The 13,940-nt window shown below is 48.5% G+C and carries 11 protein-coding genes and 1 tRNA gene; 5 read left to right on the plus strand and 7 right to left on the minus strand.

What is annotated here, in order from left to right; translation table 11 throughout:
• Positions 1–102 precede the first annotated feature (102 nt).
• Both H6F52_RS21160 and H6F52_RS21165 read left to right on the plus strand, forming a co-directional pair.
• Positions 103–3,258: a PAS domain S-box protein gene (locus H6F52_RS21160; RefSeq protein ID WP_347276242.1), complete on the plus strand. Its 3,156-nt coding sequence runs from the start codon at positions 103–105 to the stop codon at positions 3,256–3,258.
• 159 nt (positions 3,259–3,417) lie between these two features.
• On the plus strand, positions 3,418–3,960 hold the full coding sequence (locus tag H6F52_RS21165) for a GAF domain-containing protein (RefSeq protein ID WP_190536665.1): 543 nt from the start codon (positions 3,418–3,420) through the stop codon (positions 3,958–3,960).
• 241 nt (positions 3,961–4,201) lie between these two features.
• Here the strand turns inward: H6F52_RS21165 and H6F52_RS21170 are convergent, their stop codons facing one another.
• The 5 genes from H6F52_RS21170 to H6F52_RS21190 all read right to left on the minus strand — a co-directional run bounded on the left by H6F52_RS21170 (position 4,202) and on the right by H6F52_RS21190 (position 7,600).
• Entirely contained in the window at positions 4,202–5,926 is a 1,725-nt protein-coding gene (locus tag H6F52_RS21170) for a metallophosphoesterase (RefSeq protein ID WP_347276243.1), read from the minus strand.
• A 255-nt stretch (positions 5,927–6,181) separates the two neighbouring features.
• Positions 6,182–6,255 (minus strand) — tRNA-Pro (locus H6F52_RS21175).
• Positions 6,256–6,304: 49 nt separating this feature from the next.
• The gene (locus tag H6F52_RS21180) at positions 6,305–6,670 is read right to left on the minus strand and encodes a DUF1818 family protein (protein ID WP_190416142.1); all 366 of its coding nucleotides are present in this window, start codon (positions 6,668–6,670) and stop codon (positions 6,305–6,307) included.
• Positions 6,671–6,732: 62 nt separating this feature from the next.
• The gene (locus H6F52_RS21185; protein WP_242030534.1) at positions 6,733–7,353 is read right to left on the minus strand and encodes a hypothetical protein; all 621 of its coding nucleotides are present in this window, start codon (positions 7,351–7,353) and stop codon (positions 6,733–6,735) included.
• A 19-nt stretch (positions 7,354–7,372) separates the two neighbouring features.
• The gene (locus H6F52_RS21190) at positions 7,373–7,600 is read right to left on the minus strand and encodes a DNA-directed RNA polymerase subunit omega (protein ID WP_190416141.1); all 228 of its coding nucleotides are present in this window, start codon (positions 7,598–7,600) and stop codon (positions 7,373–7,375) included.
• 230 nt (positions 7,601–7,830) lie between these two features.
• Between H6F52_RS21190 and H6F52_RS21195 the strand changes: the two genes are divergently transcribed.
• Positions 7,831–8,568: a GDSL-type esterase/lipase family protein gene (locus H6F52_RS21195; RefSeq protein WP_190536667.1), complete on the plus strand. Its 738-nt coding sequence runs from the start codon at positions 7,831–7,833 to the stop codon at positions 8,566–8,568.
• Here H6F52_RS21195 and H6F52_RS21200 read toward each other — a convergent pair.
• Both H6F52_RS21200 and H6F52_RS21205 read right to left on the minus strand, forming a co-directional pair.
• Positions 8,554–9,060 carry a pentapeptide repeat-containing protein gene (locus H6F52_RS21200; protein WP_190536755.1) on the minus strand — a complete coding sequence of 169 codons (507 nt, stop codon included), beginning with the start codon at positions 9,058–9,060 and terminating at the stop codon, positions 8,554–8,556. The two genes, H6F52_RS21195 and H6F52_RS21200, sit on opposite strands and share 15 nt — an antisense overlap.
• A gap of 120 nt (positions 9,061–9,180) precedes the next feature.
• Positions 9,181–10,620, minus strand: a complete 1,440-nt coding sequence (locus tag H6F52_RS21205; protein WP_347276240.1) for an LCP family protein — start codon at positions 10,618–10,620, stop codon at positions 9,181–9,183.
• Between the two features lie 263 nt (positions 10,621–10,883).
• On the opposite strand from H6F52_RS21205, the gene H6F52_RS21210 reads away from it, so the two are divergent.
• A complete protein-coding gene (locus H6F52_RS21210) occupies positions 10,884–11,945 on the plus strand; it encodes a mannose-1-phosphate guanylyltransferase (protein ID WP_190536668.1) in 1,062 nt (353 codons plus the stop codon).
• 135 nt (positions 11,946–12,080) lie between these two features.
• The gene (locus H6F52_RS21215) at positions 12,081–13,733 is read left to right on the plus strand and encodes an AarF/ABC1/UbiB kinase family protein (protein ID WP_339380856.1); all 1,653 of its coding nucleotides are present in this window, start codon (positions 12,081–12,083) and stop codon (positions 13,731–13,733) included.
• Positions 13,734–13,940: the final 207 nt, after the last annotated feature.

A 13,940-nucleotide genomic window follows, 5' to 3' on the forward strand; every position in this document is an offset into this window, starting at 1 on the left:
CGATTTCTGGCAAACGAGTCATCAGCAGTGCAACTACTCAACTGAATCTAGCCTAAGATTTGCTTGATGCCTATCCAGAGGGATTTTAGATTCTCTTTATAAATCAGCTCTAAGAGCCGAGAACGGTTTGATTTAGCAGTTCAAGGTTCTAAAGATGGATTATGGGATTGGGATATAGCAACCAACGAGACCTATTTTTCACCTCAATGGAAGAAGATGCTGGGCTATGAGGAGCATGAGTTGCCCAATCAGATTGAAGAGTGGGAAAAACGACTGCATCCCGATGACCGCGATCGCGCGATCGCAACCCTTCAAGCTTATGTAATAAATAGCCAAGCTTCTAATTACGAATCACAGCATCGTTTGCAGCACAAAGATGGCTCTTATCGGTGGATTTTAGCGCGGGGAGCAGCGCTGCGAGATGGCAATGGCAAAGTGATTCGGATGGCTGGATCGCACACGGACATCACCCAGCGCCAGCGAGCAGAGGAAACTGCGAAAAAAGCCAAAGAAGAACTAGAATTCAGCTACAGCCTTGTGTGTGCGGTGATTGAAGGCACCCCGGATGCCATCTATGTGAAGGATCTTCAGGGTCGCTATTTGATGATCAACTCGGCGGGTGCCGCTATTTTTGGCAGACCGGAAGGGAAAATTATCGGCAAGGATGATACCGAGTTACTGCCTCTAGAGTTGGCACATCCAGTCATGGAGACTGACCGCCAAATCATGACGACGGGCGTGACTCAAGTTGTCGAGGAAACGATACTCACCAGAGGGATTACCCGGACGCTTCTTTCCACAAAAAGCGTCTACCGCGACCCCAAAGGGAACGTCATCGGTTTAGTTGGCGTAGCGCGGGAAATCACCCAGCGCAAACAAGCAGAGGAAGCACTCAAGAAAGCCAAAGAAGAGCTAGAAATCCGCGTTGAGGAGCGTACCTGCGAATTAAGAGCTGCCATTGGGCAATTGCAAAGCGAAATTGCCAACCGGGAAGAGGCAGAGGCGGCGCTGAAGGCGAGTGAGCAAAGATACCGCCATTTGGTCGAGACTTCCCAGGATTTGATTTGGTCGGTGGATAGACAGGGGCGATTTACATTTGTGAACTCTGCGGTTAAACAAATGCATGGATACGATCCCCAAGAAATGATCGGGCGTTTGTTCACCGATTTCCAGCCACCGGAACAAGTGGAGCAGAACTGGCAGATACATCTGCGCCTGCTGGAGGGTGAGCCGTATTTCCAATACGAGACGGTGCATCTGCGTAAAGATGGAACGCCGATTCAGATGAGCTTCAACGCGATCGCATCTAAGGACGACGCCGGAAACATCCTCGACACCACGGGCACTGCGAGGAACATCACAAGTGCCAAACAGGCTGAAGCCGCTCTGAGGGAGAGCGAACAGCAGCTTCAAGCAATTCTGGCTTACTCTCCAGCCGCTATCTACGTCAAGGATATTCAAGGTCGTAATATTTTGATGAACCGCAAGTGTGCCAACTTGCTCAACGTGGATGCAGAGGCAGTCAAAGGGAAGACAGAGTTCGAGTACTTACCTTATGAGGTCGCTGAGGCATTGCAAACCAACGATCAAAAGGTACTTGCGGCAGGGATTCCTTTAGAAAGTGAGGAAGTGATTCCTCAAGACGACGGCTTACACACCTACATTTCGATGAAGTTTCCGCTTTACGACGACAATGGTATGCCTTATGCAGTTTGCGGCATTTCCACCGACATCACCGAACGCAAACAGGCTGAAGTCGCTCTGCAACTATCGGAAACTCGATTCAGACAACTCGCTCAGCAGGAAGAACTACTCAACCGTCTAGCTAACCAGATCCGGAACACCCTCGATCTAGATACGATTCTAGAAACCGCCGTCGGGGCGATCCAAAGGCGGATGGGGATTGAGTCATGCACCTTCGCTTGGTATCGCCCCCATTCGTCACCCCCCGGATGGGAGGTTGTTAAGGAAGCGAGAACTTCCACCGAAGCGAACTGGCTTGGCTTCTATCCGGTGGGATTTTTTCCAAAGTTTGAGGAAAAAATGCTGAATTTAGAAATGTTCCGCCTGGATGAAGTGCAAACTCCGGACGATCCAGTCATTCCGCAAACATTACTCGTTGCAGGCACTCGGTCAGCGCTGGCGCTGCCAATACAGACACCGAGTGGCGAACTGGGTGCCTTGGCTTGTCATCGCCGGAACCAAGTGCAACCTTGGACGGACAGCGAGGTGGAATTACTCTCGGCGGTTGTCAACCAGCTAGCGATCGCGATTAACCAAGCCGAACTTTACACCCAGCAGCTTGATGCCGCTAGCACTGCCCAAACCAAAGCCGCTCAGCTTGAACACGCCTTGCGCGAACTGAAGCAAACTCAAGCTCAACTGATTCAAAGTGAAAAAATGTCCTCTTTAGGACAGTTGGTTGCGGGGGTTGCCCACGAAATTAACAATCCCGTTAACTTCATCTACGGCAATCTTTCATACGCTAATGCATACGCTCTCGATTTACTACGCCTGCTTCAGCTCTACCAGGAACACTATCCCCAGCCACCCGCTGCTATTCAAGCTCAGGCGGAAGAAATCGACCTGGTTTTCCTACTTGAAGACCTACCTAAAATCCTATCTTCTATGAAGGTAGGAGCTGACCGCATCCGCGAAATCGTCTTAAGTTTACGAAACTTCTCTCGTCTTGATGAGGCAGAGATGAAGACTGTCGATATTCATGAAGGCATCGATAGCACGCTGCTGATCCTGCAAAATCGTCTGAAAGCCAAACCGGATCGTTCGGGTATTCAGATCGTCAAAGAATATGGCAACCTACCCAAAGTTGAATGCTATGCGGGACAGATTAATCAAGTATTTATGAATATTTTGACGAATGCGATTGATGCCCTCGAAGCAGTTCATTGCTCGCCGTTCGCCGTTCGCGGCAATAAACCATCAGCGATGAACCCCGAAGAATCTCCAACAATTTGGATTCGGACTTCTACGGTGCAACCCAATCAAGTCAGGATTCAGATTGCTGACAATGGCCCAGGAATGACGGAGGAAGTCAGCAGTCGGTTATTCGATCCGTTTTTTACAACTAAGCCGGTCGGTTCTGGGACAGGTTTGGGGATGTCAATTAGCTACCAAATTGTAGATAAGCATAACGGTCAACTGAAATGTACTTCAGCACCGGGACAGGGTGCAGAGTTCTTAATTGAGATTCCAATTGAGCAACAAAAAAGTCAATTACTGGTGAATCAAGAAGTATAAAATGTGAATTTCTGCTGTATAGGACATTGCACACCCCCAAAAAATAAGAGCGATCGCTGTTTGCATCAATCTCTTAGCTTTTAGAGTGGATGCTATTTGGACTATAGCGTTATCATAAAAAACATTCAATTGTCATAACTCAGTCGGATTTGTCTTCCCGTGCAAAGTAACTTCAACAGAGATTCTGACTCTAGTCCTGCTATACAAGATAGCGATCCGGGTTTGCGAGCATTTGCTAACCGTCTTGCCAATAGTATCGAGCGAGATGTTTTAGTTCAAAAGACGACCGACGAGCTAAGAGATTTGCTTCAAGTCGATCGCGTAATTTTATATTACTTTTATCGCCAATGGAAAGGGCAGGTTACGTTTGAGTCCTTGAGGTCTAGAGAATACTCGATCTTCGGCTCAACAGGCCCTGATGATTGTTTTAATGATGAATATGCCGCCTTGTACCAAGCAGGAAGGGTACGAGCGATCGCAGATATTGAATTAGAACCGATTACCCCTTGCCACCGCGATTTTCTCCGCACGATGAAGGTACGCGCTAATTTAGTGGTGCCAATTCTAAATTCTGTTCGGTTGTGGGGATTGCTAGTTGCTCATAATTGTCAGGATGCTCGTACCTGGACATCATCGGAGCTTGAAGCAATGCAAAAAGCAGCAGAAACTTTGGCAACGGCTCCTTCAATCCGAGATAGCTAAGTTGTGCTATTTCTTCAATGATTCGTGAAGGCGAAATCCCCGATTTCGAGCGGGAAATCGGGGATATAAACCACTGGTATCTCAAAACTCATATCGGATTCTTATAAAAGTAACTGTAAAGGGGCTTGCTTTACCTAATTTTAGCCGATTTATGCTTGCAAAATGGTGGGGTAACAACTTTTTAGAATGATTGAGCGATCGCGCTCATTGCCTACTCGATAAATCGCCGGGTAAATTTCCTCTATTTCAGCTTAAATTCATCAAACTTTACCACCTCTGAGTCCAGTTTTCGCGTATCAAAACGGTAACTGCTTACCGTACCCGTTCCCGTGTCGAAGATGCTAAATGCCGTAATCTCATTACTCGCCACATACGACAATGGCTTCCCATCTTCACCCATTAGCGGCGCAATGGTCGGTACCACTGCTTCCAACCCATTCGGATCGCCCGTTACGATATCATTCTCTTGATACTCTTCTGGTACAGGTCGCTTCTTTTCGCCCAACGCCGCACCATAGGAGTTGCCGACATTCGAGGTTTCTAAAAAGTGCATCCCGCTAGAACTGACAAAGCGATTCCACAGGTGCGAGTGCCCATAAAATACTAACTGCACATTAGCAGCTTCTAGCAGTGGTACTACATCTCGGATAATGTAATCTGCTTCTCTAGGGTACTTGTAACGCACCGATTTAATATTGCCATTCCCATCTCGGTCGATCGTCTGCACTGGGTCGGTATAAGGAGGGACAATGTTATCGCCCAGTGAATGCGGTGGGTGATGAAACATCACGACTTTATACTTTGCTTTCTTAAAATCTGGGCTATTCAGTTCTTTTTCGAGCCAGGTGTATTGTTCGCTACCCTTGGCAATTGGCTCAAAGATGTGCTGCCCATATCCCCACTTTTCCGGGTTATTTAAGTGTTTTTCTCGTTCGCGGTATCTTCCCTTTGTCTTCTCCTCCAATCCCCAGTAACGCCACGCATTGGTCGCGTAAAGTACCACCAACCGCACATCACCAAATGTGACGGCATAATATTTTTTTCCACCCTTCTTGCTTTCGGGTAAAGTAAAAATTTCTTCGTAAGTATCGGTATTAAAAGAATTATCTTTTAACTGTTGAAGAGACGCGAAATTGCGCTTCGTGTCCTCACCGGGGTTTAGTTGCTCTGCCTTTTTTTCTTCTGCCTTTTGTGCATAAATTTCCTGAGCAGCCCAACGAGGATAGGAGTCATCGAACTGGTCGTTTAAGCTACTTTCCATCGAGAAGCGTCCCATCACCTCATGATTGCCAATCGCTGCAAACATGGGGGCGTTTTGAATTATCTGTCCACCCCGGTAAACCGTCTTGACACCATTGTGTTCAAGTTCATTGTGTTCAAGTTCGTAGTTGCTGCGACCTTGGAGACAAGGAAAGAAGGCACCCCCCCGATTGTCATCAAACCACTCGGAGGCACGGTCGGGAATGTTGACTAAATCGCCAACAAAGAAGACAGCGTCTACTTGCCCGACGGTCTCAACGACCTTCTGAAGATTGGCAGATGTCATCGGCTTGAGCTGGTGGTCGGAAGTCAGCAAAATTTTCAGTGATGTGCCCGGTGTGGGTTTGGGGGCGAGCGTGAATACCTTACTGCTAACGCTCGTACCATCTTCCCGCAGACTGGTGACGCGATAAGAAACTTGCGTGCCAGGAGTTAAGCCAGTCACCTCTGCTTCGTGCCGCCAGATGTCTCGGCTGGTTGGCTGCTGGTAAATCTGACCGTCTTGAGTCTGATTTCCTACCCGCGATTGACTATCCTCACGAGTGCGGCTGAGTTTGGTGGTACTGGCGACGACACTGCGAGCGAGATTCTCACCGTAGGCGACACGATGCTCACCAGCAAACTCAGTAAACCACACGACTCGCACGCTTGTTTCGGTCGGCAGTTGTAGAAAGGGATCGGTTAGCAGCTGGGGTTGAGATGTCATAACTGGCTGCTTAGTTAATAGGACAATTATTAGGGTAAGCGATGTCACAACCAGAAAAATAGCTGCCGTCAGCAGAGAGCGGCTGGTTAAACGTCTGAGCATAAGCGATCGCTCCACAACAATAACCGCGATACAGGCTCCCTACACGCTAAGCCATGAGCGTCTATGACTTAGCTTCTATGACAATGATGAGCGATTTTTTATCTCCCTCAGGAGAACTCGCCCCTTTCAACTTAACGGATTCTGCCGGACTAATCGGAGTGGCGGGATTCGAACCCACGACCTCAGCTACCCCAAAGCTGCGCGCTACCAACCTGCGCTACACCCCGGCACAGTCTTATATTCTATACCAGCTTTCTTAAAGCTGTCAAGATGCAATCAGAAAACCTTTAACATTTGAGCCGCTTGCATCAAACCCGGTACTGCTGCCTCATTCCAGCTACCCTCACCCCGCCGTCCCGTGTGGAGAATGAAACGAAGGCTGTAAGCATGGGGGTAGCCCTCTACTTCCATCCAAAGTAAGTCGCTTTCGGTTTCGCAGGCGATTTTCTCCTCATCCATCAACTCAGTCGCTATCTGGCTCATACTTTCTGCCAATTGTGCCAGCAAGCGACAAAACTCATTTAACTCTGCCTCTGTCAGCTCTATCGCCCAATCATCCCCACCAACTAACCCTTTAAACTCAGTCGTGTTAGGGTTCCAGCCAATGCGCCAGCCAACTCCACTTTTGATGAGACGTTCCATAAAAGTCATTAAAAATCAAAAACTAAAGCGCTTTTCTTACATTTTTAGTTTTTAATTTTTCCTTACTTGAGTAACTGAGCATCTCCTGGCTGAGGCAGTGCTAGCCCTCCACTGGGTTTGGGTGCTGCCTGTGGCTGAGGTGAAGCGCTGGGAGAAGGTACGGGTGCCTGCTGCTGAGAATTGGGAGTGAATAGACTCACGAGGACTTGAACTAAGGCGTCTCGTTGCGCTCGATTCAGGCGTTCAATGACCGCGCGATCGCTCTGCATGGGATTTTTCTGCAACGTATCATAACCCGGATATAGCGACTCCTGGATTAGTTCGTTTGCGCCCAGATAGTCCGCTAAGGTCAGTTTCCAGTCCAGCCGATAGTTGGGTGGACGTGACTTTACATAAACGTGATAGCGGATGATGCGACCTACTAGGGTATTTTCCGATGCCTGCTTGCCGGTTTCCTTACTGATGTATTGATTTTCTAGCGGCAAATCCGGTAGGCGTTGATAAACTTGCCGCCAGACATCCTGAGTTCCGTACATCTGGGCAATCGCAGGCTGTTCGGAAAGATGAAAAAGCGAGGATGAAGGATCAAAGATGCTTCCCCAAGGAAATAAAAACAGCGCCGTTAGAGAGGCAACGGCAAAACGTAGCATTCGCTTGGGAAATTTTCTGGTTTGTCGCTTCATCTTGCTTGTTGTTTTTTATCTAATCGCCAATAATTTCCGGTTGCGTTAGCTCATCGGACATTTCCAGAATCGCCCGCAGCACTGGCTTCATCATCGGATCGTCAACATTATCAAAGTCTTCATAGCGACGGCGCTTAGCGCGATTCGCTACTTGAACGGTAATCCGGTAGCGATTGGAAGCAGCACTCACCAGCTCTTCAGCCCGGAGTAAAACTTCGGTTGTATCAAACTTGAAACGCTTTTGCATCACGTTGGATTAGTTGTTAATTGTTGTTCGTGAGTAGCGGCGCACAGTCGCGCGACCCTCCTGTCACCTTGCACCCTTCAGTCTAGCAGGAGTCCCCAATTTTTGTGGCTGTTAGCACCGCCCGGAGATTCACTGAAGAATTTCTTTCAAGACAAAGAATCGTTTAATATTATGTAGATTCTTATCAATCTATCTATATCATTCTGAAAATAAGTTCGAGATTACAGTCCATGCAAACCCTTGTCCCTCCTACGATTAAGCCGTTTCCTGAAAGCGATCGCCATCCTCTGAAGCTTGTAGCACTGGGAGACAGTCTTGTTTATGGATTCGGCGATCCGGAAGGTGGCGGGTGGGTAGAGCGGCTGCGGCGTCGCTGGATGCTGCCGGATAGTCCGGGACACGTTCTCTACAATTTGGGTGTCCGGGGTGACGGCATCAGCCAAGTGCAACAGCGGTTAGAGCAGGAGTTTCGCCATCGCGGTGAGCTGAGAAATCGCGTACCCGATGCCATTATTCTATCAGTCGGGGTCAATGATTCGGCTCGGTTGGCTCGACCGACTGGGCGGAATTTTACCGACTTTGAAGTTTTCAAAGCAGAAATGGATTTGTTGCTGGAGCGATGTACTCAGAGCGCAACTGCAACGCTAACCCAAAGATTCTGTCCGGTACTCTTTGTGGGGATGGTGCCAGTAGATGAGGCGAAAATGCCGTTTCTCGACTGTTTTTACTACAATCACGCCGATCAATATCGCTATAAAGAAGCAACGCGGCTAGCGTGTCAGGCGCGACAGATTCCTTATCTAGATATTTTCGAGCTGTGGATGAATCGGGGTGAAGATTGGTGGCGATCGCATCTTACCGAAGACGGACTCCACCCCAATGTCGCAGGCTATCAGGCATTACTCCAAGATGTCCTCAACTGGGAGCCTATGCAACAATTGGCGAACGACCGTTTAGCGACAGCCTAAGCTGTCCCGCGTAGAAACACCCGTTACTGGGTTCACACCTTCTGCTCGCTGACAGAGCTGAGCCACTTCGTAGCGGTCAATTAGCGCATCCGTAAAATCAGCGCCAGTAATGATGGTGTCGTAGAAGCGAGTCCGCGTCAACGTCGCTTCCGTTAAAATCGCGTTGGTTAAATTAGCCTCGTCCAACGTTACTCGGTCTACCAAAGCCCCAGTCAGGTTTGCTCCTTCCAGATTTGCTTTTAATAACACTCCCTTGGTCAGAATCGCATTGGTAAGGTCAGCTCCCTGGAAGTTTGTTCCTCGCATTTCAGCTGCGACAAATACACCACCAACTAAATCAGCATTCGAGAAATCCCGATTTTCCAAATTAATATTGGTGTAATTAATTGTCCCTGCCTGAGCAAAAGCAGGAGTAGCGCTCAACATCACCCACAGCCATGCCAAAGCTAATAGCAAGATACCGCTAAGCACGCGCACCACAAAATTTTTAATTGCTTTTGAAGTTAAAGGTTGCATAGGATTAATCAAAAATTTAAAAAGCAAGTTGTTCTTTTTAAGGTTCTCCAGCTTCGTCTGCAATCAAAGATAAAAATAAGGCGGTTTTTCAATTTTTTATTGTACATTTTTCATTGTATCGAGCCAGTCTTCACCCACTCGTAGGGTAATCTCAGATTCCAAATCACCGATAGAAGCCGCTTCAATATGACCGACGCCCAGCACTCTTTTCAAAGCCGCTGCTTTTGTTAAATCGCCTTGCTGCACAATAATTTGAGTTTGGCGTTCGCGGTCGGGCCAATCATTGACAACATAAACATTTACAAATCCCTTCGCCGCCAGATATTCAGAAACGCGATAAGCGATACCAGGCTGCTCGGTGGCATTTTGGATTGCGATTCTCAGGGTGCTAAGAGAACGGCTTTCCTCTACAGAGGCAAGAGTCGTTTCTTGCCCAAAATATTGGCGCATGATGCGATCTCTCCCCCCGGAATCCAGAATCCAATAGCTGGCAATGTACTCCTGGGGGTCGCTGAATCGACCGGGCAACAACACCATTTTGAAATCATCTTGCTCCAAGTTGATGCCAAAATTTGCCAGCGCTAGGGTTTCTTCTAAGCTGAGATTCGTGTCAACGTACTTCCACATCACCCGGATCAGTTGAGGCAAGCGAGGCAATACGGCTGGGTTCGTCAGACGCTGCCGCAACGACTTGAGAAGGGCTTGCTGTCGCTGCACCCGACCAATATCGCCGTTCTTGTCATTCCGGAACCGCGCAAACTGTTCTGCTTGGTCGCCATTGAGAGTTTGCCAGCCTGGGGAAAGATCGATTTTGAGTTTTTGGGTTTCGTCTACATAGGACATCTGGCGAGGAACAAATACCTCAATGCCGCCCACCAAATCCACCAACTCCCGAAAGGCATCGGTGGTGACTCGCACGTATCGATCGATCTGGACGTTGTTTAGGGTACGGCTGACAACTCGTGCGGATAAGGCTGCGCCCCCGTTGACATTCGCCTGGTTGATCTTGTTAAAACCAACGCCCGGAATTTCCACTCGCGTATCTCGTGGAATGGAAAGCATTTTTACTGAATGGTCAGTCGGGTCTAACCGTAACAGCAGCATCGTATCGCTGTTGCCGGTGAAATTATCCGGCGAATTATCTGGTGAGTTGTGGAGGCGGTCAATTCCCATAACCAGGATATTGACGGGTCGCGCCAGACGGTACTGAAAACCTCGACCCCATCCCTCAGTCGCGGTCTTTTCTCCTGGAGTCTGGGAGGCAACGATCGGCGACAAAGGGGTAATCAGTGCTAAAGTTGCTCCCACTGTGGCAGAAACTGTTGCTGTAATGAGAAAGACAGCGATCCATAACAAGCGCCGCCCCAAGCTATTTCTTTGGGGCGAAACCTCATTTGCCACATCGCTTGTCTGCGATTGGGGTGAGGTATCGGAATCGTCATCAACGCCATCTGTACGGGGTTCCTGCTGATTGCCAGAACCTTTAGACATTTCGTGGTCTGGACTGGTTTGAGACTGTTTGATACCTTCTTCCACGTTTACCTCATCACCACAACCGCAGACTATATGTATCTTTCTGGAGACTTATTTCCAAGGTGGATTATAACTTCAGGTTCTCCATCTCCCAAAGGAAATGACATTGCAGCGGTACCTTAAGCTTGCTTCTACAGGTTGGTTTCTACAGAAAGTTGGGAGAAGTTGCACAAGGCGTTTGATCGGGAGCAAGCACAAAGGTTAAACAGCGATCGCGATCGCGTCAAGGTTAACATAGAGCCGAAAACAATAGGCTAAAGCCAAAAATGAATCAATCGCTAATCCCTGTAATTCTCGCCGGTGGTAAAGGGGAACGCTTCTGGCCCCTCAGCCGCAAGCACCGACCTAAGCAGTTTTTAAGTTTGGATGGCAGCGGCAAGAGTTTGCTGCAAGCGACTGCTGACCGACTGTTGTCTGTGGCTGGAGGCTGGGAGAAGCTATGGGTCGTTACTTCTGCTGTGCTGGCAGATGGGGTGAAAGAACAACTGCCCCACCTACCAGCAGAAAATTTGCTGGTAGAACCAGAGGGGCGCGATACTGCCCCAGCGGTCGCTTGGACAACACTGGAAATTGCCAAGCGGTATGGAGAAAACGCGGTTGTGGGCTTTTTCCCCGCCGACCACTGGATCGCGGATGAGAAGGCTTTTCAACAAACGCTGGAAGCCGGTGCAAGCTTGGCAGCAACTCAGCCGTCGATTGTGACGCTGGGGATTCAGCCGAATTATCCATCTACGGGCTACGGTTACATTGAGCAAGGGGAAGAAACTGGCAAGGTTGGGGAATTTCCTGCCTACCGCGTCAGCCGATTCACGGAAAAACCCGACCGCCCGACGGCAGAGGAGTTTCTGGCAACGGGTCGATTCAGCTGGAATAGCGGAATGTTCATCTTTCAAGCTGGGGTCGTCCTAGATGAACTCCGTACTTACGCACCGGAAATTATTCATCTTCTCGAAGAAAAAGGTGTCGAAGCGTACTCTCAGGTGCCGAAGAAGAGTATCGACTATGCGCTGATGGAGAAGACGCAGCTAGCTTATGTGCTGCCAGTGTCTTTTGGCTGGGACGATTTGGGAGATTGGAACGCCATCGAACGGTTGCTGAAAGGCGATAAGCCCAATGTAGAACTGGCGACTCACGTGGGAATGGATACGCAAGGGGCGATTCTCTACGCCGAGGGTGAGGATGAGGTAATCGTGACGATTGGGATGGAGGATGTGGTGATTGTGCGCGATCGCAATGTCACGCTGATTGTCCAAAAAGACCGCACCCAAGAAATCAAAAAGGTTCTTGAGTTGCTACGAACCGATCCGAAGCTTGAAAAGTTGCTGTAATCTACCCTCCAACGGAAGGCAGAAGTTGGAAGTATGAAGTATTAATAAGAGGGATGATGGCTAATGGCGAATTGCGAATTGTTCAAGACCCATTAGCCAGACTTCCATGATTCCATTAGCTATCCCTTAAAACCCGTGTTTTCCTTAACCCAAACCACTTCTCGCCAAAGAGAAATCCTTGAGGTCGTCTTCCGCAACGGTTGGGACTACATGAGACGGCTCTTGACCGGCGGCAAAGCTGATGAACCGAGGCTGCCGACTCCCGCCGTCCTTCGCAACATCTTAGTGGATTTGGGTCCCGTCTATGTCAAGCTGGGGCAACTGCTCTCGACTCGCCCTGACTTACTCTCGGCGGACTACATTGAAAAACTGTCAACGCTTCAATCTGAGGTACCGCCCGTGCCTTGGTCAGAAGTTGAAGTGGTGATTCGGAAGCAATTGGATCGTCCGATGGAGGAAGTTTTCAGCACCATCAACCCGGTGGCGGTTGCTGCTGGTTCAATTGCTCAGACGCATCGCGCCACCTTAGCAGATGGGCGGGAAGTGGCTCTGAAGGTGCAGCGACCTGGAATTGATGCGATTATCTCTCAAGATATTTCCATCATTAAAGGTTTAGCCGATTTAGTTGCTCGCACCGATATTGGGCCAGATATCGATATTGTCGCTTTAGCGAACGAATTTTCTAATGCTTTGCTGGCTGAGCTTGATTTTACCCAAGAAGCTAATTTCACCAACCAGCTACGCCGCAATTTATCGACCAGCCGCTGGTTTGACCCGAAGCAGGTGGTGATTCCGGAAATTATTTGGCAGTTAACCACCCAAAAGCTATTGGTACTGGAATGGCTAGATGGGGTACCGCTGCTAGAGGCAAATTTCGAGCAAATCAACGACGGTAAAAGCCCCAGCGACCAGCGGCGAGACATCACTCGGCTACTGTGTCGCGTTTTCTTTCAACAGTTGTATCTTGACGGCTTCTTTCACGCTGACCCGCATCCAGGCAATATTTTTTATCTGAGAGATGGTCGCGTAGCGCTGCTTGACTTTGGGCTGATCGGGCGACTAGACCCCCGGACTCAGCAGATTTTAACAGAGATGCTGTTAGCGATCGCCAATATTGATGCCCGTCGCTGTAGTCAGTTGACTTTGCAATTAGCTGAATCGGCTCAACCAGCAAATTTAGCAAAGTTGGAAAGTGACTTTGAAAAGCTGTTGCGAAAGTATTACAACCTGAGCCTGTCACAAATTAATTTGAGTCAAGTTTTTTATGAAGTGTTGCAAATCGCCCGCGACAATAAAATCCGGTTGCCTAGCAACATGGGCTTATATTCAAAAACGCTAGCGAATTTGGAGGGGACAGGGCATTTATTTGACCCAGACTTAAATCTCATCGAGGAAATTAAGCCTTTGATGACCGATTTATTTCGGCGTCAATTATTCGGAGATGACCCATTACAAGCTTTGTTGAGAACCGCTTTAGATATCAAAAGTTTGTCTTTGGAATCTCCCCGGCAAGTGGAGTTGCTGCTTGAAAGAATCACGACTGAAACTTTGAAGTGGAATATAAAGATGCCAGACATCATTCCATTTCGTCGCAGTTTGGAGAACTCTGCTAACCGCCTTTCCTTTAGTGTTGTCGTGGGTTCCCTAATTATCGGGGCGGCGATTATCTCCAGTAATGCTCAAACAGGAGGGGGGCTATCTTTATTAAGCAATGGTCTATTTGCTGCTGCTAGCTTCCTGGGTTTGTGGTTAATTGTGAGCATCCTACGTTCTGGGCGTTTGAAGTGATAGAGTTACTGTTGTCCGGGAAGTAACCTTTTTTTATCACGAATCAAGCTTAATAGGGCAATCCTATTTAAGGTATGAGAGCCTAACAGTTTTAAATCCCCGAATTCTTGAAGAATCCGGGGATTTCGCATTTCGGAATTATATAGAACTGCTAGATCAAGGCTATCTGCTCACCGATGTTTACAAACAGCCTCTAAAAGTCGGAGA

This window comes from Coleofasciculus sp. FACHB-542 (genome assembly GCF_014695825.1).
In the GTDB taxonomy this organism is placed as follows: domain Bacteria; phylum Cyanobacteriota; class Cyanobacteriia; order Cyanobacteriales; family FACHB-T130; genus FACHB-T130.